A 25,295-nucleotide genomic window follows, 5' to 3' on the forward strand; every position below is an offset into this window, starting at 1 on the left:
GTACTGCAGGGGGGACCCTGTGGGAGAGTAGGACGCCGCCGAACAATTTTTCCGGGAAAGCCCCGTGCCTTGTGGCACGGGGCTTTTCTGCGTTCACGGACCTATCCGCGACCATGCACCCACTCCACCCGAGCCACCCGCGTGACCGGCATGACCCGCGCGTACGAGGGGCGCCCCAGAGCCGCGACTCCGGCCGGCCGGGATTATGAGCATCCCCGGATCCCGTGTATGGTTTACCTCGTTGCCACAGCGCAACGAGGCCCCAATAGCTCAGTCGGTAGAGCGTCTCCATGGTAAGGAGAAGGTCTGCGGTTCGATTCCGCATTGGGGCTCAGAGAAAAGCGAAAGGCCCCCGCCACTGGCGGGGGCCTTTCGCTTTGAGGGTCAGAAGCGGGGCGGTTCCGGGACGCGCATGGCGAGGATCGCCATGTCGTCCGAGGCCGGCTCCGCCGCGAAGCGTTCCACGGCCCGCAGAATGCGTGAGGCGACCGCTCCGGCCGTCAGGCCCGTACAGGTCGACAGAACGTCCGCGAGGCCGTCGTCGCCCAGCATGCGGCTTCCCTCGCGGCGTTCGGTGACGCCGTCCGTGACGCACAGCAGGACGTCGCCCGGGTTGAGGACGACCTCCTGCTCGTACAGGTCGAGGTCCTCGATGACGCCGAGCAGGGGCTGCGGTTCCGCGGCGGACTCGACGGAGCCGTCCTGGCGCAGGCGTAGCGGCAGCGGGTGGCCGGCGCAGACGACCTTCAGTAGGGCGCTGCCGTCCTCCTGGGGCCACAGCTCGCCGTAGAGGAGGGTCAGGAAGCGGCTGCGGGCGCCCTCGTCGAGGATCGCCGCGTTGAGGCGCTCCAGGACCGCCGGACCGCCGAAGCCCTCGCGGGCCAGCAGGCGCAGGGCGTGGCGGGCGAGGCCTGTGACCGCGGCGGCCTCGGGCCCGGTACCGCAGACGTCGCCGATGGCGAAGCCGTATGCCCCGTCGCTGATCGGGAAGACGTCGTAGAAGTCGCCGCCGACCTCGTTGCCCTCGCCCGCGGCGCGGTAGATGACCTCGATCTCGACGTTCGGCACGTCGGGGAGGCCCGGGGGCAGCAGGCTGCGCTGGAGGGACTGGCTGATCGCCATGCGCTCCGAGTACAGGCGGGCGTTGTCCAGGGCCAGGGCGGCCCGGCGGGAGAGGTCCTCGGCCAGTTCCAGGATCTCCTGGCGGAAGTGGTCGTCCGAGGGCTTCCCGAGCGTCAGCATGCCGATCACGCGGTTGCGGGCGACCAGCGGAAGGACCACCGTCTCGCCGCCGACGGCCTGGGCCGTGGCGAGGATGGTGCGGGTGGCCGTGCTCATGCTCAGCGGCGCGTCGTGCTGCAGGCTGCGGGTCGAGGTGGTCAGCGCGGCACGGTGACCGGCCTCCGAGGGCGCGGCCCAGACACGGGCGCCCGGGGTCGGTACCGGATCCGGCGGGGCGATCTTGGAGAGCAGGGCCTTGAGCCCGTCGATGAGGTCCTCGTCCTCGTGGAGCACGTAGGAGAGGTACGGCTCGGAGGACTGGTCCGCGATCGTGTAGACGGCGCACCAGGTGGCGAGCGTCGGGACCGTCATCTGGGCCATGAGCGCGAGGGTCTGATCCCGGTCGAGCGTGCCGGCCAACAGGTCCGAGGCCTCGACGAGGAAGGACAGGGAGCCGCGGCGCAGCCGTTCCAGCTCGCCCAGTCGGGCGGACTCCACGGCCAGCGCGATGCGGTCCGCCGCGAACTGGAGGCGCAGGGCCTCCTCGTTGGTGTAGCGGTCCGCCGCTTCCGCCGCGACGCCGAGGGAGCCGGTGAGGCGGCCCTCGACCTTCAGCGGGACCGTGACGACCGAGCGCATCCCGGTGTCGGTGAGCAGGGGCACGGCGCCGGGGACGGCCGTGAGGTCCTCGTGGACGGCGGGCATCCGGGCGGAGCCGTAGCGTCCCGTCCCGGCTTCCACGGGGACCCGGGCGAAGCGCTGGCGGGCCGAGGGGAGGCCCGTCGTGGCGCGGACCTCCAGCTCCGTCTCGTCGTCCGTCGCGAGCAGGAGGAACGCCGCGTCGGCGTCGAGCATGTCGCGTGCCCGCTCGACCGTCCGCTGGAGGAGGCCGTCGAGATCGTCGGGGGCCGGGGAGCCGATGAACACCTCGAACGGGTCCGCGGTGCGGTTGTCGGAGGAGGCGTCGGAGACCGGGGCGCGGACGGGGGACTGGAGAACGGCACGCTCGTCGTCGCGGACGAGGAGACAGACCGTGGAGGGTTCGCCGTCGGTGTCGCGGACCCGCAGGTGCGAGGAGTAGACGGCGATGGTCCGGCCGTCGGCGCCGCGGATTCCGTAGCTTCCCTCCCAGCGGGAGAGCTGGAGGGCGTCGGCGATGCCGGTGTTGGTCCCCGGGGTGTGCGGCCAGGCCACGAAGTCGGTGAACTGCTTGCCGGTGACCTGTTCCGCGGTGTGCCCGAAGACGTACGCGGCGTCGTCGTTCCACGCGCTGATCGCGCCGGCGCTGTCGATCTGGACGACGGCGACCCGCACGCGCTGGTCGGTGACGGGGAGCAGAGAGGTGGGCAGGACCGGGCCGGCGGAGCGGATGCCCACGGGCCGGTCGGGCAGGTCCAGCTGGAACCAGACGTGCTTACGGGTGGGGGAGTACTCGACACCCCAGCGGGAGGCCAGTGCGGCGCAGAGCAGCAGACCGCGGCCGTTCTCGCGGTCGGGGCTGCCGAAGTCGAGGCCGTTGCTCTGGAGCGGGACCTCGCGTTCCGGATAGTGGTCGGCGACCTCGACGCGGACGCCGTCCGCGCTGCGCAGGCACAGCACGTCGGCCGCCGTCCCCGCGTGCACGACGGCGTTGGTCACGAGTTCACTGGTGAGGACGACGGCGTCGTCGACGACATCGTTGTAGCCCCACCCCTGGAGCGTGTCCCGGACGAAGGCGCGGGCGGTCGCGACAGAGCGCCCGACCGGTTCGAAGGTGGCGGCCGCGCGCGCGGTGATCACAGCACTCCCCATATGGTGTCTCGTCGCTTTCCCGAGTCCTGTGCCCGTTTATCGCCGCTTCGATTCGCTTGCCAGGCTAGACGTTCGTCAAGGGTGCCGGTTACACGAGGGCCGAGATCGGGACAGGACGGTCTTGTAGTGGTGCGCGGGCGCACAAGTATGGACTCCGGGTGCAAGGGATGGGGGGCAACCGGGACAGGTTGCCCGCCGACCGGTTCCGGCCTGGTACGTTGCAACGATTTGACGTCCGCCCGGTCGCCCGTTGACGGTGTGCTGTGGCGGTGAGCCAAAGTGGAACTGGGCAAGCTTCCTTATAGGCCCGAGTGAAACGGTCAACCCCTGCGGGAGGGACACGGTGGAGTCTGGCGTGGCGGCGCAGGGTTCGAAGGCGCGTACAAAAGGCGGACAGTCCGTGAAAAAACAGCGCAATGGCACCGTCGAGGTCGACGCGGCAGCTCTGAACAGACTGCTGGCGGGGCTCGTGGCGATGCGCGACGGCAACTTCCGCCGACGGCTCACCGTCTCCGGCGACGGTGTGATGACGGAGATCTCCGCGGTCTTCAACGAGGTCGCCGACCGGAACCTTCATCTCACCGGCGAGCTGGCCCGTGTGCGGCGCGTCGTCGGCCGGGAGGGAAAGCTCACGGAGCGGCTGGAGACGGGGGCCTGCGAGGGTTCCTGGGCCGCCGCGATCGACGCCTCCAATGAGCTCGTCGACGATCTGGCGCGACCGGTCTCCGAAGTGGGCCGGGTGCTGTCGGCGGTCGCCGACGGTGATCTGGAGCAGCGGATGGAGCTGCGGTCGCACACGACGGACGAGACGGTCCGGCCGCTGCGCGGCGAGTTCCTGAAGGTCGCCCGTACGGTCAACAACCTGGTCGACCAGTTGTCGGTCTTCACCGAGCAGGTGACCCGGGTCGCCGTCGAGGTGGGCACCGAGGGCAAACTCGGTGGCCAGGCGCAGGTGCGCGGGATGTCCGGGTCCTGGAAGGACCTCACGGACTCCGTCAACACGATGGCGTACCGGCTGACGGCCCAGGTGCGGGACATCGCGCTGGTGACGACGGCGGTTGCCAAGGGTGATCTGTCGCGGAAGGTCACCGTCCATGTGGCCGGTGAGATGCTCCAGCTGAAGAACACCGTCAACACGATGGTCGACCAGCTGTCCTCGTTCTCCTCCGAGGTGACACGCGTCGCCCGTGAGGTGGGTACGGAGGGCGAGCTGGGTGGTCAGGCGACCGTGCCGGGTGTGGCAGGCGTGTGGAAGGACCTCACCGACTCCGTCAACACGATGGCGGGCAACCTCACCTCTCAGGTACGCGGCATCGCCGAGGTGACGACAGCGGTCGCCAGCGGTGACCTGACCCAGAAGGTCACGGTGAGCGCGCGCGGCGAGGTCGCGCAGCTCGCCGAGACGATCAACCAGATGACCGAGACGCTGCGCACCTTCGCGGACGAAGTGACGCGGGTGGCGAGCGAGGTCGGTGGCGAGGGACTGCTCGGCGGTCAGGCGCAGGTGCCGGGCGCGGCCGGGACGTGGAAGGACCTCACCGACTCGGTGAACACGGTCTTCCGGAACCTGACGACCCAGGTGCGCGACATCGCGCAGGTCACGACGGCGGTGGCCAGTGGTGACATGTCGCAGAAGGTCACGGTCGACGTGGCCGGCGAGATGCTGGAGCTGAAGAACACCGTCAACACGATGGTGGACCAGCTCCAGTCGTTCGGTTCCGAGGTGACCCGGGTGGCCCGGGAGGTCGGCGTCGAGGGCCGGCTCGGGGGCCAGGCCGAGGTGCCGGGGGCCGCGGGGACGTGGAAGGACCTCACCGACTCGGTGAACACCGCGTTCCGCAACCTGACCGGTCAGGTCCGGGACATCGCGCAGGTCACCACAGCGGTCGCGAACGGTGACCTGTCGCAGAAGGTCACCGTGAACGTGGCCGGGGAGATGCTGGAGCTGAAGAACACCGTCAACACGATGGTGGCGCAGCTGTCCAGCTTCGCCGACCAGGTGACGCGGATGGCCCGGGACGTGGGCACCGAGGGCCGCCTCGGCGGTCAGGCGCGCGTGGACGGTGTGTCGGGTACGTGGAAGGAACTCACGGACTCCGTCAACTTCATGGCCGGCAACCTCACCTCTCAGGTGAGGCAGATCGCGCAGGTGACGACGGCGGTGGCGCGGGGCGACCTGTCGCAGAAGATCGACGTGGACGCCCGGGGCGAGATCCTGGAGCTGAAGAACACCATCAACACGATGGTCGACCAGCTGTCCGCCTTCGCCGACCAGGTCACCAGGGTGGCCCGTGAGGTGGGTACGGACGGTCGTCTGGGCGGTCAGGCGCAGGTGCCCGGCGTGGCCGGAGTGTGGCGCGATCTCACCGATTCGGTGAACGGTATGGCCGGAAACCTCACCGCTCAGGTCCGTAACATCGCGCAGGTCGCCACGGCGGTGGCGCGCGGTGACCTGTCGCAGAAGATCGACGTGGACGCCCGGGGCGAGATCCTGGAGCTCAAGAACACCCTCAACACGATGGTGGACCAGCTGTCCAACTTCGCGGAGCAGGTGACGCGGGTCGCCCGCGAGGTGGGTACGGAGGGCATCCTCGGCGGTCAGGCCGAGGTCCAGGGTGTCTCCGGTACCTGGAAGGACCTCACCCAGTCCGTCAACGGCATGGCGAACAACCTGACGCTCCAGGTCCGCAACATCGCCGAGGTCACCACCGCGGTCGCCAAGGGCGATCTCTCAAAGAAGATCACCGTCGATGCCAAGGGCGAGATCCTGGAACTGGTCACGACCGTCAACACGATGGTCGACCAGCTGCTGAACTTCGCGGACGAGGTCTCGCGCGTGGCCCGCGAGGTGGGTACCGAGGGCATTCTCGGCGGTCAGGCGCGGGTGCGCGGGGCGACCGGCATCTGGAAGGACCTCAGCGAGAACGTCAACCTGATGGCCAACAACCTGACCAGCCAGGTGCGCAACATCTCCCGGGTCTCCTCGGCGGTCGCCAACGGTGATCTGACGAAGAAGGTCACCGTGGAGGCGCGCGGCGAGGTCGCGGAGCTGGCCGACACGGTCAACACGATGGTGACGACGCTGTCCTCGTTCGCCGACGAGGTCACGCGTGTGGCCCGCGAGGTGGGTACGGAAGGCGAGCTGGGCGGCCAGGCGCGGGTGCCGGGAGTCGCCGGTACGTGGAAGGACCTCACCGAGTCCGTGAACTCGATGGCCTCCAATCTGACCGGCCAGGTGCGGCAGATCGCCACGGTCACCACCGCCATCGCCAAGGGCGACCTGACCAAGAAGATCGACATCGACGCGCGCGGTGAGATCCAGGAGCTGAAGAACACCATCAACACGATGGTCGACCAGCTGTCCTCGTTCGCGGAGCAGGTGACCCGGGTCGCCCGCGAGGTGGGCACCGAGGGGCAGCTGGGCGGTCAGGCGCGGGTGCGGGACGTCGACGGCACCTGGCGCGACCTCACCGAGTCGGTGAACGAGATGGCCGGGAACCTGACCCGTCAGGTCCGCGCCATCGCGGCCGTCGCCACCGCGGTGACCCGCGGCGATCTGAACCTGAAGATCGACGTGGACGCGGCCGGCGAGATCCAGGTCCTCCAGGACAACATCAACACGATGATCGCGAACCTGCGCGACACCACCCTCGCCAACAAGGAGCAGGACTGGCTGAAGGGCAACCTGGCCCGGATCTCCGGCCTGATGCAGGGCCGCCGTGATCTGGACGACGTGGCCTCGCTGATCATGAGCGAGCTGACGCCGGTGGTCTCGGCGCAGCACGGCGCGTTCTTCCTGGCCATGACCGCTGGCGACTCGGACGAGGTGGGTCCGGACGACGGTGCGGCCAGCGCGTACGAGCTGCGGATGCGGGGGAGTTACGGCTACTCCGCGGGTTCGATGCCGACCTCGTTCCGGCCCGGTGAGACGCTCATCGGGACGGCGGCCGAGGAGAAGCGGACGATCCAGGTGGACAACGTGCCGCCGGGCTATCTGAAGATCTCCTCCGGGCTGGGCGAGGCTCCTCCGGCGCATGTGATCGTGCTGCCGGTGCTCTTCGAGGGCAAGGTCCTCGGCGTGATCGAACTGGCCTCTTTCCAGCCGTTCACGCATATCCAGCGGGACTTCCTCAACCAGCTCGCCGAGATGATCGCGACGAGCGTCAACACGATCAGCGTCAACACCAAGACCGAGAAGCTCCTGGAGCAGTCGCAGGAGCTGACCGAGCAGCTGCGTGACCGCTCGCAGGAGTTGGAGAACCGGCAGAAGGCCCTCCAGGCGTCCAACGCCGAACTGGAGGAGAAGGCCGAGCTGCTGGCCCAGCAGAACCGCGACATCGAGGTGAAGAACACCGAGATCGAGGAGGCGCGGCAGGTGCTGGAGGAGCGGGCCGAGCAGCTCGCGGTCTCGATGCGCTACAAGTCGGAGTTCCTGGCGAACATGTCGCACGAGCTGCGTACGCCGCTGAACTCGCTGCTGATCCTCGCCAAGCTGCTGGCGGACAACGCCGAGGGCAACCTCTCGCCGAAGCAGGTGGAGTTCGCCGAGACGATTCACGGAGCCGGCTCCGACCTGCTCCAGCTGATCAACGACATCCTTGACCTGTCGAAGGTCGAGGCGGGCAAGATGGACGTCAGCCCGACCAGGATCGCGCTGGTCCAGCTGGTCGACTACGTGGAGGCGACCTTCCGCCCGCTCACCGCGGAGAAGGGGCTCGACTTCTCCGTACGGGTGTCGCCGGAGCTCCCCGCGACGCTGCACACCGACGAGCAGCGCCTGCTGCAGGTGCTGCGCAACCTGCTCTCCAACGCGGTGAAGTTCACCGACGGCGGTGCGGTGGAGCTGGTGATCCGGCCGGCCGGCGCCGATGTGCCCAACGCGATCCGGGAGCACCTGCTGGAGGCCGGTTCGCTGCGGGACGCGGACGCCGATCTGATCGCCTTCTCGGTCACGGACACCGGCATCGGGATCGCGTCCAGCAAGATGCTGGTGATCTTCGAGGCGTTCAAGCAGGCGGACGGCACGACGAGCCGGAAGTACGGCGGCACCGGCCTCGGTCTCTCGATCAGCCGGGAGATCGCACGGCTGCTCGGCGGCGAGATCCACGCGGCGAGCGAGCCGGGACGCGGATCCACCTTCACCCTGTACCTGCCGCTGCATCGGGCCGAACTGCCGCCCCAGGGCTACCCCGCGGTGGGTTCCGGTTCCGCCGAGGTGCTGGGCGGCGCGGGCGAGATGGGGCACGTCCAACTCCCGCAGGGCCAGCCGGCTCCGTTCGGCGACCCGGCCAACTCCGCCGGGATGTTCCGGCGGCGGCGCAAGGCCCTGGAGGACGCGGCCCGCAGGCCCGCGCTGCCGACCGGCCGGACCACCCCGGAGAGCTCCCCGCAGCAGGAGGAGTGGGTGCAGGCGCAGGGGAGCCAGGGCGAGAGCCAGGTGCAGGGCCTGCCGGCGGCGGAGGAGGGGGAGCCCCGGCGGACGTTCCGCTTCCGCGGTGAGAAGGTCCTCATCGTCGACGACGACATCCGCAACGTCTTCGCGCTCACCAGCGTGCTGGAGCAGCACGGACTGGCGGTGCTGTACGCGGAGAACGGCCGTGAGGGCATCGAAGTCCTGGAGCAGCACGATGATGTGACGGTCGTGCTGATGGACATCATGATGCCCGAGATGGACGGGTACGCGACGACGACCGCGATCCGTCGGATGCCGCAGTTCGCCGGGTTGCCGATCGTCGCGCTCACCGCGAAGGCCATGAAGGGCGACCGGGAGAAGGCCATCGATTGCGGGGCTTCCGACTATGTGACGAAGCCGGTCGATCCCGATCACTTGCTTGCGGTGATGGAGCAGTGGATGCACGGAGAGTGATGGAGATGGGAAGAAAAGGGCATCAGTTGTTGACCGACTGTGCTCGAACGGGTGTGAACTCGCCGTACTCGGGGAACCTTCTGGTCTCCAACCGCGTTTGCGGTATGTGCACAGTGACATCGCGGTGACAGGGTGTGGTGACGGGCGGGGTGCGGCTACCATGACCGGCACAAGGACGGACGGCGTAAGGGAGTCGTCCCCTGGGGCGGCACCCGGTGCATTTCCGGGGCGAGGAGGACGGGCCATGGTGCAGAAGGCCAAGATCCTCCTGGTCGATGACCGGCCGGAGAATCTGCTGGCGCTGGAGGCCATCCTCTCTGCGCTCGATCAGACACTGGTCCGGGCATCGTCAGGGGAGGAGGCGCTCAAAGCGCTGCTCACGGACGACTTCGCGGTCATTCTGCTGGACGTCCAGATGCCGGGCATGGACGGTTTCGAGACAGCCGCGCACATCAAGCGGCGGGAGCGGACCCGGGACATCCCGATCATCTTCCTCACCGCGATCAACCACGGTCCGCACCACACCTTCCGCGGCTACGCGGCCGGTGCGGTGGACTACATCTCGAAGCCGTTCGACCCATGGGTCCTGCGGGCCAAGGTCTCGGTCTTCGTCGAGTTGTACATGAAGAACTGCAAGCTCCGCGAGCAGGCCGCGCTGCTGCGGCTCCAGTTGGAGGGCGACGGCCACGCGGGCGGCGAGCGCGAGAAGGAGCCGGCCGGTCTGCTGGCCGAACTCTCCGCGCGGCTCGCGGCGGTCGAGGAGCAGGCCGAAGCGCTCTCCAAGCAGCTCGACGACGAATCCGCGGACGCCGCCGCGGTAGCCACCGCCGCCCACCTCGAACGCAAGCTGACCGGCCTGCGCCGCGCGCTCGACGCGCTGGAGCCGGGCACCGGCGGGGGTACGGGCGTGCTGCCCGCACAGAGCTGACGATCTCCGCCTCCTCCGGCTCGGCCCGTGTCGGCCGCTGCCGTGAGGCGGCGTCAGTTCCGGGCCCCCCGAGGGCGACACGGTCGGGTGAACCAGTAGGCGAACGTATTCACGGGCGACGACAGCGGTAACCTCGGCACCATGGCCTCACGTACGTCCGGCAAGGGTTCCCAGGGCGCGGCGGGCGCCGCGAAGCGCGTCGGCCGTACCCCGGGCCCGGCGAAGAAAGCCGCGCCCGCCAGGAAGACCGCGCCCAAGAAGTCGGCTGCTCCCGCGAAGAAGGCTCCGGCGAAGAAGGCGGCGGCCAGGAAGCCCGTGCCCAAACCCGCACCGTCACCCACCGGAGGCGTCTACCGGCTGGTGCGGGCGGTCTGGCTCGGGGCGGCGCACGGCGTCGGCGCGCTGTTCCGCTCGATAGGGCGTGGAGCCAAGGGACTTGACCCCGCCCACCGCAAGGACGGGCTCGCCCTGCTGCTGCTCGGCCTGGCGCTGATCGTCGCCGCGGGCACCTGGTCCAACCTCCAGGGACCGGTCGGCGACCTGGTCGAGATGCTGGTGACCGGGGCCTTCGGCCGGCTCGACCTGCTCGCGCCGATACTGCTGGGCGCGGTCGCGGTGCGGCTGATCCTTTACCCGGAGCGGCCCGACGCCAACGGTCGTATCGTCATCGGGCTCTCCGCCCTGGTCGTCGGAGTCCTCGGCCAGGTGCACATCGCCGTGGGGTCGCCGGGCCGGGCCGAGGGTACCGAGGCGATGCAGGACGCGGGCGGGCTGATCGGCTGGGCCACCTCCAAGCCGCTGATCTTCATGATGGGCGAGGTGCTCGCCGTACCGCTGCTCGTGCTGCTGACCCTGTTCGGGCTCCTCGTCGTCACCGCCACCCCGGTCAACGCCATTCCGCAGCGGCTGCGTCAGCTCGGCGTCCGCCTCGGCATCGTGGAACCGGCGCCCGAGGCCGGCGAGGGGTACGAGGACGACGACGATCGCTACGACGAACAGTGGCGCGAGGCGCTGCCCGAGCGGACCCGGCGGCGTGGCACGCGACGCCCGGACGAGGACCCCGTCCACGACGAGGCGGAGGCGGAAGCGCTCACCAAGCGCAGGAGGCCCCGCAGGCCCTCCGCGCAGCCCGCGATGAACCGGCCGCTGGACGCGGTGGACGTCGCCGCTGCCGCGGCCGCCGCGCTCGACGGGGCCGTGCTCAACGGCATGCCGCCGTCGCCGGTCGTCGCCGACCTGACCCAGGGCGTCTCCGTGGACCGGGAGCGCACCGGGACGCCCGTCCCCGGGGCCCGGGAGGCCGAGCGGGACGGCACGGGGAAGGCCGGAGCAGGGCGCAGGGCGGGCCGGTCCGGTGACGCGCACGACATGACCGGCGGTGACGCCTCCGGCCGGTCCGGCGCCGTTCCCGACCTGACGAAGCCCGCACCGGAGCGTTCCGAGGGCCTGCCCGCCCGCGCCGAGCAGCTCCAGCTCTCCGGCGACATCACGTACTCGCTGCCCTCGCTCGACCTGCTGGAGCGCGGCGGACCGGGCAAGACCCGCAGCGCCGCCAACGACGTGGTCGTCGCCTCGCTGACCAACGTCTTCACGGAGTTCAAGGTCGACGCCGCGGTCACCGGATTCACCCGTGGCCCGACCGTAACCCGCTACGAGATCGAGCTCGGCCCCGCCGTGAAGGTCGAGAAGATCACGGCACTGGCCAAGAACATCGCGTACGCCGTGGCCAGCCCGGACGTGCGGATCATCTCGCCGATCCCGGGCAAGTCCGCCGTCGGCATCGAGATCCCCAACTCCGACCGCGAGATGGTCAACCTCGGCGACGTTCTGCGCCTCGCGGACGCGGCCGAGGACGACCATCCGATGCTCGTGGCGCTCGGCAAGAACGTCGAGGGCGGCTACGAGATGGCCAACCTCGCCAAGATGCCGCACGTCCTGGTCGCCGGCGCCACCGGCTCCGGCAAGTCCTCCTGCATCAACTGCCTGATCACCTCGATCATGGTGCGGGCCACCCCTGACGACGTGCGGATGGTCCTCGTCGACCCCAAGCGCGTCGAGCTGACCGCGTACGAGGGCATCCCCCACCTCATCACCCCGATCATCACCAATCCCAAGAAGGCCGCCGAGGCGCTCCAGTGGGTCGTGCGGGAGATGGACCTGCGCTACGACGACCTCGCCAACTTCGGCTACCGGCACATCGACGACTTCAACCACGCGGTGCGCAACGGCAAGTGCAAGGCGCCCGAGGGCAGTGAGCGGGAGCTGTCCCCGTACCCGTACCTGCTGGTGATCGTCGACGAGCTGGCCGACCTGATGATGGTGGCCCCGCGCGACGTCGAGGACTCCATCGTCCGCATCACCCAGCTGGCCCGCGCGGCCGGCATCCACTTGGTGCTCGCCACCCAGCGGCCCTCGGTCGACGTGGTGACCGGCCTGATCAAGGCCAACGTCCCCTCCCGGCTCGCCTTCGCCACCTCCTCCCTCGCCGACAGCCGCGTCATCCTCGACCAGCCCGGCGCCGAGAAGCTCATCGGAAAGGGCGACGGGCTCTTCCTCCCGATGGGCGCCAACAAACCCACCCGTATGCAGGGAGCGTTCGTCACCGAGGACGAGGTCGCCGCCGTCGTCCAGCACTGCAAGGACCAGATGGCCCCGGTCTTCCGGGACGACGTCGTGGTGGGAACAAAACAGAAGAAGGAGATCGACGAGGACATCGGCGACGACCTGGACCTGCTCTGCCAGGCCGCCGAACTGGTCGTCTCCACCCAGTTCGGATCGACCTCGATGCTCCAGCGCAAGCTCCGGGTCGGCTTCGCGAAGGCGGGCCGGCTGATGGACCTGATGGAGTCCCGCAACATCGTCGGACCCAGCGAGGGCTCCAAGGCGCGCGACGTCATGGTGAAACCCGACGAGCTCGACGGGGTGTTGGCCGTCATCCGCGGGGAATCCGCTCCGTAAAGTTTTTGTGGGCAACCGTTTCGTACGGTCGTACGTCCAGTTGAAGGGAGGGACGGAACCGTGCTCCTCCCCACAGCTCGTTCCGTCGTCACCTCATCCGTACTCCCACCCCGTTCGGCCCACTACAGGTTGACCAGTCCTCGATCGGGGCTGTGCTCCGTCCCCGCTCCGCCCCGGAGCCGGCGGCGGGGCCGTCCGGCGAACCCGATGGCGTACAAAGTCGTCCCTCCCGGTTGCCCCTCCCTTTCGTACCCCCCCTAGACTGAACATCCAGCAGGTGGCTCACGCTCGAAAGGCGCCCCCGTGTCCATCGGCAACTCCCCCGAAGACGACCGGCCTTCGATCGGTCGTGCCCTTCAGCAGGCTCGAATCGCCGCGGCTCTGACGGTCGAGGAAGTCAGCAGCTCCACCCGGGTGCGCATCCCCATCGTGCACGCGATCGAGCAGGACGACTTCTCCCGCTGCGGCGGCGACGTCTACGCCCGAGGCCACATCCGCACGCTCGCCCGTGCCGTCGGCCTCGATCCGGAACCGCTGGTCGAGGAGTACGACGCCGATCACGGCGGCCGTCCCGCACCGACCCCCGCGGCTCCGCTGTTCGAAGCGGAACGCATCCGCTCCGAACCCCGGCGGCCCAACTGGACCGCCGCCATGGTCGCGGCCATCGTCGCCGTCGTCGGTTTCGTCGGCTTCACGCTCTTCAGCGGCGAGGACGAACCCTCGAACACCGCGCAGATCGCGGAGGGCTCCAAGCCCGACAAGACCGCGGCCAAGCCCACCGCCACCAAGCCCTCCGACCCCAAGCCCGTGCCCTCCGAGAGCGCCATCGCCGCCGCCCCCCGGGACAAGGTGACGGTCAAGCTCAGCGCGGACCGGGGCAAGAGCTGGATCTCGGCCAAGGACCACAACGGACGGCAGCTCTTCGACGGCCTGCTGCTCCAGGGTGAGTCCAAGACCTTCCAGGACAAGGAGCGCATCGACCTCGTCCTCGGCGACGCCGGGGCGATCGAGCTCTTCGTCAACGGCAAGCAGGTCGAGGACCGCTTCGGTCCGGGCCAGGTCGAACGGCTTTCCTACACCAAGGGCGACCCCGAGGCCGGCTGATCCGCCGCCCTCCGCTTCCGCACACGTCCCGACGGGCGTCCGGCATCGCGCCGGGCGCCCGTCGGCGTTCCCCGGCCCGGACCGCCTGCTACGGGGAGTAACAGCGGAGAGGGCAGGCAACCCTGCACGGCAGGGGGGCCGCCGCGACAAAGTAGTCTTGAGTCCATGCCCGAACGCCGTACCGTCGCCCTTGTCACTCTTGGATGCGCCCGTAACGAGGTGGACTCGGAGGAGCTTGCAGGCCGCTTGGCAGCGGACGGCTGGGACCTCGTCGAGGATGCCTCCGACGCGGATGTCGCAGTCGTCAACACCTGTGGGTTCGTCGAAGCCGCCAAGAAGGACTCCGTCGACGCCCTGCTCGAAGCCAACGATCTGAAGGATCACGGCCGCACCCAGGCCGTCGTCGCCGTCGGCTGCATGGCCGAGCGCTACGGCAAGGACCTCGCCGAGGCCCTGCCGGAGGCGGACGGCGTCCTCGGATTCGACGACTACGCCGACATCTCCGACCGGCTCCAGACCATCCTCAACGGCGGCGTCCACGCCTCGCACACCCCGCGCGACCGCCGCAAGCTGCTGCCGATCAGCCCCGCCGAGCGGCAGGACGCCGCCGTGGCGCTGCCCGGCCACGCCCAGGAGACGCCCGCCCCCGCGCCCGAGGACCTCCCCGAAGGGGTCGCACCGGTCTCCGGGCCGCGGGCGCCGCTGCGCCGCAGGCTCGGCACCAGCCCCGTCGCCTCGGTGAAGCTCGCCTCCGGCTGCGACCGCCGCTGTTCCTTCTGCGCCATCCCCTCCTTCCGCGGCTCGTTCATCTCACGGCGTCCCTCGGACGTGCTCCAGGAGACCCGCTGGCTGGCCGAACAGGGCGTCAAGGAGGTCATGCTCGTCTCCGAGAACAACACCTCCTACGGCAAGGACCTCGGCGACATCCGCCTCCTGGAGACCCTGCTGCCCGAGCTGGCCGACGTGGACGGCATCGAGCGGATCCGGGTCAGCTACCTCCAGCCCGCCGAGATGCGCCCGGGCCTCATCGACGTCCTCACCTCGACCCCGAAGGTCGCCCCGTACTTCGACCTCTCCTTCCAGCACTCCGCCCCCGGCGTGCTGCGCGCGATGCGCCGCTTCGGCGACACCGACCGCTTCCTGGAGCTCCTGGACACCATCCGGAGCAAGGCCCCCCAGGCCGGCGCCCGCTCCAACTTCATCGTCGGCTTCCCCGGCGAGACCGAGGCGGACCTCGCCGAGCTGGAACGCTTCCTCACCGGCGCCCGCCTCGACGCGATCGGCGTCTTCGGGTATTCGGACGAGGAGGGCACCGAGGCGGCCGGCTACGAGAACAAGCTCGACGCCGACACCGTCGCGGAGCGCCTCGCCCACATCTCCCAGCTGGCCGAGGAGCTGACCTCGCAGCGGGCCGAGGAGCGCGTCGGCGAGACCCTCCAGGTGCTGGTGGAGTCCGTGGACTCGGAGGAGGACGGCGAGGTCGCGATCGGGCGCGCGGCGCACCAGTCCCCCGAAACGGACGGCCAGGTGGTCTTCACCACACGCGAGGGTCTCGTGCCGGGCCGTATGGTCGAGGCAAAGGCAGTGGGCACCGAGGGCGTCGACCTGGTGGCCGAACACCATGAGCTTGCGGAGGTAGCCAGATGACCGGAGTCCCGGCATCCGCGGCAGGCGGCTCCGGCGCGAAGCCGGTCCGCGGCGGCAAGCTGGGCACTGCGGCCGTCAACCAGGCCAGCCTGTGGAACATCGCCAACATCCTGACCATGGTGCGGCTGCTGCTCGTGCCCGGGTTCGTCCTGCTGCTGTTCCACGACGGCGGATACGACCCGGTCTGGCGCGCGCTCGCCTGGGCGGCCTTCGCCGTCGCGATGATCACCGACCTGTTCGACGGTCATCTGGCGCGGGCGTACAACCTGGTCACGGACTTCGGGAAGATCGCCGACCCGATCGCCGACAAGGCGATCATGGGCGCGGCGCTGGTCTCGCTGTCCGTCCTGGGCGATCTGCCGTGGTGGATCACCGGGGTGATCCTCGCCCGTGAGCTGGGCATCACGCTGATGCGGTTCTGGGTCATCCGGCATGCGGTGATCCCGGCCAGCAGAGGCGGCAAACTGAAGACGCTCGCGCAGGGGACGGCGGCCGGGATGTACGTCCTGGTGCTCACCGGGCCCCTGGCCACCTTGCGCTTCTGGGTGATGATGGTCGCCGTCGTGCTGACGGTCGTCACCGGACTCGATTACGTACGTCAGGCCGTCGTCCTGCGTCGCCAGGGCCTTGCCGCCGAGCGGGCCGCCGCCGCCGAGCGGGCCGCCGCGGCCGAGCGGGCCGCGGAGGCCCTTCGGGCCACCGTCGGCACCGCTGCCGACGCCGGTCCGGCCGCCGACGCCGTGGCCGGCGCGAAGGACGTACGCGGTACTGCCGAGGCGCGCGACGCCGCGGAGGCCGAGCGGTGACAGCCGCTGCCCGGGTGCTCCGGCTTCTCGGAGCGCGGGGCGAGACGCTCGCCGTCGCCGAATCGCTGACGGGCGGCCTGGTGGCCGCCGACCTGACCTCCGTACCCGGCGCCTCCCGGTCCTTCCGCGGATCGGTGACGGCTTACGCCACCCCCCTGAAGCGGGACGTCCTGGGCGTCGACGGCGGCCTGCTGGCGGAACGCGGAGCGGTGGACCCCGAGGTCGCGCTGCAGATGGCGGCCGGCGTGCGCCGGGTCCTCGACGCGGACTGGGGCGTCTCCACCACGGGGGTCGCGGGACCGGAACCACAGGACGGGCAGCCGGTCGGCACGGTGTACGTCGCCGTGGCCGGGCCCTCCGGCATCGAGAAAGTGACGGCTCTGCGGTTGAATGGTGAGAGGGCGGATATCCGTAGTGAGAGTGTGCGAGGCGCCCTCCAACTGCTCGCAAGCGAACTCGGTGAGAATGCGCGGGCACAGGATACGGAACAGACCGGGGGGAATGGATGTTTGCAGCCCTGAGTGAACACGTCATCGCTCCCGGCACGGCCGCAGCACAAGGCGGTACGGTAGGGCGTGAAGGATGCGGCTACGCGGTCCGAGGAGGGAGCCACCGATGATTCTGCTCCGTCGCCTGCTGGGTGACGTGCTGCGTCGGCAGCGCCAGCGCCAAGGCCGTACTCTGCGCGAAGTCTCCTCGTCCGCCCGGGTCTCGCTCGGTTATCTCTCCGAGGTGGAGCGGGGGCAGAAGGAGGCATCCTCCGAGCTGCTCTCCGCGATTTGCGACGCGCTTGACGTACGGATGTCCGAGCTCATGCGTGAAGTGAGCGACGAGCTCTCGCTCGCTGAGCTGGCCGAGTCGGCAGCTGCCAGTGATCCGGTCCCAGTACCGGTTCGTCCCATGCTCAACTCCGTCTCCGTCTCGTCGGTCGCAGGTGTGCCGTCGGGCCGGGTGACCATCAAGGCGCCCGCGGAAGCGGTGGACGTCGTCGCCGCCTGATCCACGCGGCACAGTTGCTCGACCGGAGTCCCGGTCGGCCCCTACCGGGGTCGGCCGGGACTTCCGCGTTCGACGTCCACATGACCGCCGATTCTTCCGTGCGGCCTGGGGGCCGCGCGCCTCATACAGGTGTGAGCCCTCGGTGGGTGGGCAGACGGAGGACAAGGCTCGCATGACCGTTTTGCTTCATATGTGCCATCGTGGGTGATGCACCGAGACGGTCAGCGAAGCGGCTGACGGATGGGAGTAGCGCACATGTCTGTGGTCAAGAGCACGTTGTCCGAGAGCGACCTCAAGGTCGTGGGAACGGCGCTGCAGGGCGCTCTGGTCGACCTCGTCGACCTCTCCCTGGTGGCCAAACAGGTCCATTGGAACGTGGTCGGTCCACGCTTCCGCTCCGTGCACCTTCAGCTCGACGACGTCGTCGTCACGGCCCGGCAGCACTCCGACACGGTCGCCGAGCGCGCCTCGGCGGTCGGGGTCAACCCGGACGGGCGCTCCGGCACGGTCGCCAAGGAGACCGCCATCGCGTCCGTGCCCGAGGGCTGGATCAAGGACACCGACGCCGTGCGGATCCTGGTGGACGCGCTGGGCGTGGTCATCGGCCGGATGCGGGAGCGCATCGAGGCGACCGACGCACCGGATCCGATCACCCAGGACCTGCTGATCGGGCTGACGGCGGAGCTCGAGAAGCACGCGTGGATGTTCCAAGCGGAAAGCGCCTGAACCGGCGCCCGACCGGTGACCGCTGTACGTCCCGAACAGAAGGAGCGACATCATGAGTGACGGAGCCATGGACAAGATGAAGGGCAAGGGCAAGGAGGCTGTCGGCAAGCTGACCGGCGACCGCCGCAAGGAGGCCGAGGGCAAGGCCGATCAGGCCAAGGGCGGCGCCAAGGACGCGGCGGGCGGAGTCGGCGACCGTGCCAAGGGCGTGAAGGACTCCCTCCGCCGGGACGACGACGAGTAGTCCTGAGCCTTCGGAGCCACTGCCCCGAGGTCCGAGTGCCCCCGCCGTTTCGGCGGGGGCACTTCTCCGTGTGGGTGACCCCTCGGCCGGGCGTTCTGGATGCACCACGGCCGCTGCCAGGGGAAACTGCCGGAAAGGACGTCGGCCGCGGGAGGCAGCGATGATACGGCGATGGGTGCCGGCGCTGGTTCTCGGCGGACTGTGGTGGTGGGCGGTACTCCGGCTGGTGCTGCGTCCGGACCAGGCGGGGCTGGTGGAGGGGGCGGTGGCGGCTGGGGGCTGGGGGCTGAGTCTGCTGCCGGTCCATGTCGCGACGGTCGGGGCGGTGACCCCGGTGCGGCCGGTGAGCCCGTCGGGGCGGCCGGGGTGGTCGGGTCTGTTCGGGCCGTCGGGCTCGTTGGGTTCGTTGGCGCGGCGGTGGTCTACCAAGGCATGGCGACGCCGCCGTTCGGCCGGAGAATCTGACCGGTCATGAAGGCCGAGGCGTCCGAGGCCAGGTGCAGCACGGTATGGGCGACGTCCTCCGGTTCGCCGACCCGGCCCAGCGGGGAGATCCGGGCCATCGTCGCCTCCGCCCGGTGCTGACCCGAGGCGTCGTGCCGGCCGGTCATGGGCGTACGGATCCAGCCGGGTGCGACGGCGTTCACCCGTATGGCGTGAGGCCCCAGCTCCGTGGCGAGCGTCTTGGTGAGTTGCACCACGGCGGCCTTCGCGACGCTGTAGCAGAGCAGGCCCGCGCTCGCGGAGTCCACCGCGCCGGACGCCAGCGTGATCAGCGAGCCGGGGGTCGAGCGGGCCGTCATGGAGCGGGCCACTTCCTGGCAGGCGTACAGCACCCCTCGGAAATTGACGGCCAGCACGCGGTCCAGGTCCTCGTCCGGCGTCTCCAGCACGCTGCTGGTGTGCATGATCCCGGCCGAGGCGACCAGGACGTCGAGCTGCCCGGCCGCGCGGACGGCCGCACGGACCTGGTCGCGGTCGGTGACGTCGAGAGGGTGGGTCCGGGCGCTGCCGCCCGCTTCGGTGATCAGGTCGGATGTCCGGCGCAGCCCCGTCTCGTCACGGTCCGCACAGTACACCGTCGCCCCGGCCTCCGCGAGCAGGAGGGCGCTCGCCCGCCCGATGCCGCTCGCCGCGCCGGTGATGAACGCGGCGCGGCCCGTGAGGTCGTACGCGGAGAGAGGCATGACGGGACCGTACGACCGTATCTGACGGGTCGTCAACTAGGGGGTCGGTCCCGATTGGCAACCGGGACACCAGTAGGTGGGGCGGTCGTCCTGGTCGGTGAGACGGATCGGGGTTCCGCAGCGCAGACAGGGGCGACGGGCCCGCCCGTAGACGTACAGCCGCTCCTGTACGCGTACGGACGGCCGGGCGCGTGGGCGGGCGGGGGCCGGGGTCGGGGTCGGTGTGGTGGCCGGGGTGCTCGGTGGGGGTGCTGTGGCGGGCGGGCTCGGCGGGTTCGGTGGCGTGCGGAGTTCGGCGGTGATCGTCGTGGTGCGGGTGGGGCGGTCGCGGTTGGCGCGCAGCAGTCGCTCGGCGAGCGTGACGAGCCGGAGGAGCGCGCCGTCGGGGAGGGCGCCCACGGGGAGCCACGGCGTGACGCGGGCCAGGAAGCACAGCTCGCACTTGTAGACGTTGCCGATGCCCGCCAGATTGCGCTGGTCCAGGAGTGCCTCGCCCAGGGGGCGCTCCGGCGCGGCGAGCAGCCGGTCCAGGGCCAGGCCGGGATCCCAGTCGGGGCCCAGCAGATCAGGGCCCAGGTGGCCCACGGCCCGGTCCTCCTCGCTGGTGCGCAGCAGCTCCAGCACCGGGAGCCGGTAGCCGACCGCGGTGTACTCCGCGTTGGCGAGGATCGCGCGGATCTGGTGCCCCGGGCCGCCCCGCCAGCGTTCGTCCCGGGCGTACACCTTCCAGGCGCCGTCCATCCGGAGGTGGCTGTGCAGGGTCAGGCCGCCCTCGACGCGGGTCAGCAGGTGCTTGCCGCGGGCGGTGACGTCCAGGACGGTCCGGCCGGAGAGGTCGGCGGTGGCGAAGCGGGGGACGCGCAGGTCCGACCGGGTCAGCACCAGCCCGGCCAGCGCTTCGTGGAGCCGGGTGGCGGTCTGGAGGACGGTGTCTCCTTCGGGCATGCCTCCATGATGGGCCGCGCCGGGGCGTTCGTGCGATGGTCCGGCCCACCGTCGGGTCGGGTGGCGTCCGCCCCGGGGTCGGTGACGTCACCGACGGGGCAGGTGCCCTCGGCCGAGGCGCCGTCCGTCGAGATGCCGGGCCCGGAACGGTCGGGGACGGCACCTCGGAGCGTCGGTGGCTCGGATCAGGCGCGCAGGCGCAGGCCTCTCGGAGTGGCGAGGAACCCGGCGGACTCCAGCGTCCGGCCCAGCGGCGAGGTGAGGGAGGAGACGCCGTTCGTCCGCTCCACCGTCACCGTGCCCAGGGCGCCGGCGCGGGCCGAGGCGGCCAAGGCCTCGGCCGCCGCCCGCAGGGCCGGGGCCTCGGGGTCGGGCGGCCACGCCAGGAGAGTCTTCCCGCCCCGCTCCATGTAGAGCGTCAGCTCGCCGTCGACGAGCACCACCAGCGCCCCCGCCTTGCGGCCCGGCTTGTGTCCGGCGCCGTCAGGGGACTCGGGCCACGGCAGGGCGGCGCCGTACGCGTTGGCCGGGTCGGCCGCGGCCAGCACCAGAGCCTGGGGTGCGGAGTCCGGATCCCGACGGTCGCGGGCCGTGGAGGCCGCACGCAGGCGGTCCACCGCGCCGTCGATCGCGAACTGGGCGGCCCCGAGCCCCTCGACCACATAGCCGCGCCGTGCCTGCCCGTTGTCCTCGAAGGCGGCCAGGATGCGGTACGTCGCGGAGAAGCCGCCCTCCACCCCTTCGGCCTGCACCGCGCCGCGGGTCACCACGCCGTGCCGGTCGAGGAGGGTCCGGGCCAGGGCGTGGGCACGGTGGGTCGGTTCCGGTTCGGCCGGGGGCAGCAGGGACCAGCGGCCCGAGACGGTCGGTGGGCCGGTCCGGGACGCGGGGCGGGCGGCGGCGGTGAGCGAGCCGTAGCGCCCGCGCGGGACGCTGCGCCGGGAGCGATGGGCGGTGGAGCCCGCCGTCCGGCCCGAGCCCAGGAGCGAACGCAGCGGGGCCAGGGTGTCGTTGGTGAGCCGCCCGGCCCAGGCCAGGTCCCACAGCGCGTCGGCCAGCTGCTGGTCCGTGCAGTCCGGGTGGGTGGTGGCCCGGACCTGGTCGGCGATCTGCCGGAAGAAGAGGCCGTACCCGCCGGAGAGCGTGGTGAGCGCGGACTCGTGGAGCGCCGACAGCTCCAGCGGGTGCGGCGGAGGCAGGAGCAGGGGCGCGCTGTCGGCGAGGTAGAGGGAGACCCAGCCGTCCTTGCCGGGCAGGGCTCCCGTCCCGGCCCAGACGACCTCGCCCGTGGTCGTCAGCTCGTCGAGCATCGCCGGGGTGTAGCCCAAGACCCGGCTCGGCAGGATCAGCTTCTCCAGCGCCGACGCGGGAACGGGAGCGCCCTGGAGCTGCTCGACGGCGCGAGCCAGCCCGTCGATGCCCCGCAGACCGTTGGAGCCGAAGTGCTGCCACTGGGGGAGGAAGGAGGCGAGGGCCGCGGGCGGCACCGGCTCCAGCTCCTGGCGGAGCGCTGCCAGCGAACGGCGGCGCAGCCGGCGCAGCACCGTGGCGTCGCACCATTCCTGGCCGATGCCCGCCGGGTGGAATTCCCCCTGGACGGTCCTGCCGGAGGCCGAGAGACGTTGCAGCGCTCCGTCGGTGACGGCGGTGCCCAGCCCGAAGCGCTCGGCGGCCCTGGCGGCGGTGAACGGGCCGTGCGTCCGGGCGAAGCGGGCGAGGAGGTCACCGAGCGGGTCCTTCACCGGCTCGGTGAACGCCTCGGGAACGCCGACCGGGAGCGCGGTGCCCAGGGCGTCGCGGAGCCGGCCCGCGTCCTCGATCGCCGCCCAGTGATCGGCCCCGGCGATCCGGACCTGGATCGCCCGGCGGGCCGACGCCAGCTCCGGTGCCCAGGACGGCTCGGCGCCCCGCTCGGCGAGCTCGGCGTCGGTGAGCGGACCGAGCACACGCAGCAGGTCGGCGACCCCCTCGACGTCCTTGATCCGCCGGTCCTCGGTGAGCCACTGCAGCTCCCGCTCCAGCTCGGTGAGGACCTCGGGGTCGAGCAGTTCGCGCAGCTCCGCCTGGCCCAGCAGTTCGGCGAGGAGATGGGAGTCCAGGGAGAGGGCGGCGGCGCGCCGCTCGGCGAGGGGTGAGTCGCCCTCGTACAGGAACTGCGCCACGTAACCGAAGAGGAGCGAGCGGGCGAACGGCGAGGGTTCCTGGGTGGTCACCTCGACCAGCCGGACCCGGCGTGCCTCCAGGTCGCCCATCAGTTCCGTGAGCCCGGGGACGTCGAACACGTCCTGGAGGCATTCGCGGACCGCCTCCAGAACGATCGGGAACGAGCCGAACTCCGAGGCGACCTGGAGCAGCTGGGAGGCCCGCTGGCGCTGCTGCCAGAGCGGGGTGCGCTTGCCGGGGGAGCGCCGGGGCAGCAGCAGGGCGCGCGCGGCGCACTCCCGGAACCGGGCGGCGAACAGGGCCGATCCGCCCACCTGGTCGGTGACGATTCTCTGGACCTCGCCCTGGTCGAAGACGACGTCGGCGGCCGCCACCGGGGGCTGGTCGCTGTCGTACGCCACGGCTCCGGGCGCGGGTCCGCCATGCTCGGTGTCCGGGGGCCCCGGGGCATCGAAATCGAGCAGATCCAGGCCCATCATGTCCGCGTCGGGCAGCCGCAGCACGATCCCGTCGTCGGCGTGCATCACCTGGGCGTCCATCCCGTAGCGCTCACCGAGGCGGGCGGAGAGCGCGAGCGCCCAGGGGGCGTGCACCTGGGCGCCGAAGGGGGAGTGCACGACGACCCGCCAGTCGCCCAGCTCGTCCCGGAACCGCTCGACCAGGATCGTCCGGTCGTCCGGGACATGACCGCAGGCCCGGCGCTGCTCGTCCAGATAGGCCAGGATGTTGTCCGCCGCCCAGGCGTCGAGCCCGGCGGCCAGCAGACGCAGCCGGGCGTCCTCCTCGGACAGTCCGCCGATCTCACGGAGGAACGCTCCCAGGGCACGCCCGAGCTCCAGGGGACGACCCAGCTGGTCGCCCTTCCAGAACGGCAGCCGGCCCGGAACGCCCGGGGCGGGGGAGACGAGGACCCGGTCCCGGGTGATGTCCTCGATCCGCCAGGACGTGGTGCCCAGGGTGAAGACGTCGCCCACACGGGACTCGTAGACCATCTCCTCGTCCAGCTCGCCGACCCGGCCGCCGCCCTTCTTCGGGTCGGCCCCGGCGAGGAAGACTCCGAAGAGCCCTCGGTCGGGAATGGTGCCGCCCGAGGTGACGGCGAGCCGCTGCGCCCCGGGGCGGCCCGTGACCGTGCCCCCGACGCGGTCCCACACGACCCGGGGGCGCAGCTCCGCGAAGGCGTCGGAGGGATAGCGTCCGGCGAGCATGTCGAGCACGGCGGTGAACGCGGACTCGGGAAGCGAGGCGAACGGGGCCGCCCGGCGGACCAGGGCCAGCAGGTCGTCCGCCTGCCAGCTGTCCAGCGCCACCATGGCGACCAGCTGCTGGGCGAGGACGTCCAGCGGGTTGGACGGGATGCGCAGCGCCTCGATCGCCCCTGTCCGCATCCGCTCGGTGACGACGGCGGCCTGCACCAGATCGCCGCGGTACTTCGGGAAGACCACCCCGGTGGAGACCGCTCCCACCTGGTGTCCGGCCCGGCCCACCCGCTGGAGACCGGAGGCGACGGAGGGCGGGGACTCCACCTGGATCACCAGGTCGACCGCGCCCATGTCGATGCCCAGCTCCAGGCTGGAGGTGGCCACCACGGCGGGCAGCCGGCCCGCCTTGAGATCCTCCTCGACCTGGGCCCGCTGTTCCTTGGAGACCGAGCCGTGGTGGGCGCGGGCCAGCAGGGCGGGAGCGCCCTTGCCCGCACCGGACTGGGCCATGATCTCGGCGGGGGCGTGCGCCTCCGGGAGGACGGGGGCCGGGTTGTCGGGGTCGAACGCGGTGCCGGTGGCCCGCTCGTACGCGATCTCGTTCAGCCGGTTGCACAGCCGCTCCGCCAGCCGCCGGGAGTTGGCGAAGACGATGGTGGAGCGGTGCGACTGCACGAGATCGGCGATGCGCTCCTCGACATGCGGCCAGATCGAGGGCTTGTCCGCCTGGCCGGAGTCACCGCCAGTGGCGGGCGAGCCGCCCAGCTCGCCCAGATCCTCGACCGGGACCACGACCGAGAGGTCGAACTCCTTGGTGGACCGGGGCTGGACGATCTCCACCTTGCGCTGCGGCGACAGGAAGCGGGCCACCTCGTCGACCGGCCGCACCGTCGCGGACAGGCCGATGCGGCGGGCGGGACGCGGCAGCAGCTCGTCGAGACGCTCCAGGGACAGGGCGAGATGGGCGCCGCGCTTCGTGCCGGCGACCGCGTGCACCTCGTCGAGGATCACCGTCTCGACGCCGGCCAGCGCGTCCCGGGCGGAGGACGTCAGCATCAGGAACAGCGACTCGGGCGTGGTGATCAGGATGTCCGGCGGCCTGGTCACCATGGAGCGCCGCTCGGCGGGCGGGGTGTCTCCGGACCGGATGCCGACCCGCACCTCCGGCTCCGGCAGGCCCAGGCGCACCGATTCCTGGCGGATGCCGGTCAGCGGCGAGCGGAGATTGCGCTCGACGTCGACCGCGAGGGCCTTGAGCGGGGACACGTACAGCACCCGGCAGCGCTTCTTCGCGTCGGCGGGCGGGGGCTCGGCCGCCAGCCGGTCCAGCGAGGCGAGGAACGCGGCCAGTGTCTTACCGGAACCGGTCGGCGCGACGACCAGGACATCGCTGCCCTCGCCGATGGCCCGCCAGGCGCCCTCCTGCGCCGCGGTGGGTGCGCTGAAAGCCCCGCCGAACCAACTGCGGGTCGCGGGCGAGAACGCGTCGAGCGCGGATCCGGTCATGC

The 25,295-nt window shown here is 70.9% G+C and carries 15 protein-coding genes and 1 tRNA gene; 12 read left to right on the plus strand and 4 right to left on the minus strand.

Annotated features, from left to right (window positions below; translation table 11 throughout):
- Nucleotides 1-259 precede the first annotated feature (259 nt).
- Nucleotides 260-332, plus strand: a tRNA-Thr gene (locus AB0F29_RS40075).
- 52 nt (nucleotides 333-384) lie between these two features.
- Here AB0F29_RS40075 and AB0F29_RS40080 read toward each other — a convergent pair.
- Nucleotides 385-3,012: a SpoIIE family protein phosphatase gene (locus tag AB0F29_RS40080; protein WP_361883530.1), complete on the minus strand. Its 2,628-nt coding sequence runs from the start codon at nucleotides 3,010-3,012 to the stop codon at nucleotides 385-387.
- A 400-nt stretch (nucleotides 3,013-3,412) separates the two neighbouring features.
- Between AB0F29_RS40080 and AB0F29_RS40085 the strand changes: the two genes are divergently transcribed.
- From AB0F29_RS40085 to AB0F29_RS40135, 11 genes are all read left to right on the plus strand, one after another.
- Nucleotides 3,413-8,878 (plus strand): HAMP domain-containing protein, encoded by a 5,466-nt coding sequence (locus AB0F29_RS40085; RefSeq protein WP_361883533.1) that lies wholly within the window; start codon nucleotides 3,413-3,415, stop codon nucleotides 8,876-8,878.
- 244 nt (nucleotides 8,879-9,122) lie between these two features.
- Nucleotides 9,123-9,806, plus strand: a complete 684-nt coding sequence (locus AB0F29_RS40090; RefSeq protein ID WP_018961813.1) for a response regulator — start codon at nucleotides 9,123-9,125, stop codon at nucleotides 9,804-9,806.
- Nucleotides 9,807-9,947: 141 nt separating this feature from the next.
- Nucleotides 9,948-12,764, plus strand: coding sequence for a DNA translocase FtsK (locus AB0F29_RS40095; RefSeq protein WP_361883536.1), 2,817 nt, complete (start codon nucleotides 9,948-9,950; stop codon nucleotides 12,762-12,764).
- Nucleotides 12,765-13,067: 303 nt separating this feature from the next.
- Nucleotides 13,068-13,868 (plus strand): RodZ domain-containing protein, encoded by an 801-nt coding sequence (locus tag AB0F29_RS40100; protein ID WP_361883539.1) that lies wholly within the window; start codon nucleotides 13,068-13,070, stop codon nucleotides 13,866-13,868.
- 165 nt (nucleotides 13,869-14,033) lie between these two features.
- The gene (rimO, locus tag AB0F29_RS40105) at nucleotides 14,034-15,515 is read left to right on the plus strand and encodes a 30S ribosomal protein S12 methylthiotransferase RimO (protein WP_361883542.1); all 1,482 of its coding nucleotides are present in this window, start codon (nucleotides 14,034-14,036) and stop codon (nucleotides 15,513-15,515) included.
- The gene (gene pgsA / locus AB0F29_RS40110; RefSeq protein WP_361883545.1) at nucleotides 15,512-16,321 is read left to right on the plus strand and encodes a CDP-diacylglycerol--glycerol-3-phosphate 3-phosphatidyltransferase; all 810 of its coding nucleotides are present in this window, start codon (nucleotides 15,512-15,514) and stop codon (nucleotides 16,319-16,321) included. Before rimO ends, pgsA begins: the two co-directional genes overlap by 4 nt.
- Entirely contained in the window at nucleotides 16,318-16,842 is a 525-nt protein-coding gene (locus AB0F29_RS40115) for a CinA family protein (RefSeq protein ID WP_361883548.1), read from the plus strand. The genes pgsA and AB0F29_RS40115 overlap by 4 nt, the downstream gene beginning before the upstream one ends.
- Before the next feature lie 94 nt (nucleotides 16,843-16,936).
- Nucleotides 16,937-17,320 carry a helix-turn-helix transcriptional regulator gene (locus AB0F29_RS40120; RefSeq protein WP_003965837.1) on the plus strand — a complete coding sequence of 128 codons (384 nt, stop codon included), beginning with the start codon at nucleotides 16,937-16,939 and terminating at the stop codon, nucleotides 17,318-17,320.
- Nucleotides 17,321-17,575: 255 nt separating this feature from the next.
- The gene (locus AB0F29_RS40125; RefSeq protein WP_215108431.1) at nucleotides 17,576-18,046 is read left to right on the plus strand and encodes a DNA starvation/stationary phase protection protein; all 471 of its coding nucleotides are present in this window, start codon (nucleotides 17,576-17,578) and stop codon (nucleotides 18,044-18,046) included.
- A gap of 52 nt (nucleotides 18,047-18,098) precedes the next feature.
- Nucleotides 18,099-18,290 carry a CsbD family protein gene (locus AB0F29_RS40130; RefSeq protein ID WP_026291192.1) on the plus strand — a complete coding sequence of 64 codons (192 nt, stop codon included), beginning with the start codon at nucleotides 18,099-18,101 and terminating at the stop codon, nucleotides 18,288-18,290.
- Between the two features lie 160 nt (nucleotides 18,291-18,450).
- Complete coding sequence (locus AB0F29_RS40135; protein ID WP_361883553.1) at nucleotides 18,451-18,765, plus strand: hypothetical protein; 315 nt, start codon at nucleotides 18,451-18,453, stop codon at nucleotides 18,763-18,765.
- Here AB0F29_RS40135 and AB0F29_RS40140 read toward each other — a convergent pair.
- The 3 genes from AB0F29_RS40140 to AB0F29_RS40150 all read right to left on the minus strand — a co-directional run bounded on the left by AB0F29_RS40140 (nucleotide 18,713) and on the right by AB0F29_RS40150 (nucleotide 25,293).
- Nucleotides 18,713-19,477: an SDR family NAD(P)-dependent oxidoreductase gene (locus AB0F29_RS40140; protein WP_361883556.1), complete on the minus strand. Its 765-nt coding sequence runs from the start codon at nucleotides 19,475-19,477 to the stop codon at nucleotides 18,713-18,715. The genes AB0F29_RS40135 and AB0F29_RS40140 overlap by 53 nt on opposite strands.
- Nucleotides 19,478-19,513: 36 nt before the next feature.
- Nucleotides 19,514-20,422, minus strand: coding sequence for a DNA-formamidopyrimidine glycosylase family protein (locus AB0F29_RS40145; protein WP_361883559.1), 909 nt, complete (start codon nucleotides 20,420-20,422; stop codon nucleotides 19,514-19,516).
- A gap of 185 nt (nucleotides 20,423-20,607) precedes the next feature.
- Nucleotides 20,608-25,293, minus strand: coding sequence for a DEAD/DEAH box helicase (locus AB0F29_RS40150; RefSeq protein ID WP_361883562.1), 4,686 nt, complete (start codon nucleotides 25,291-25,293; stop codon nucleotides 20,608-20,610).
- Nucleotides 25,294-25,295 lie beyond the last annotated feature (2 nt).

Source organism: Streptomyces sp. NPDC026589 (assembly GCF_040638385.1).
Taxonomy (GTDB): domain Bacteria; phylum Actinomycetota; class Actinomycetes; order Streptomycetales; family Streptomycetaceae; genus Streptomyces.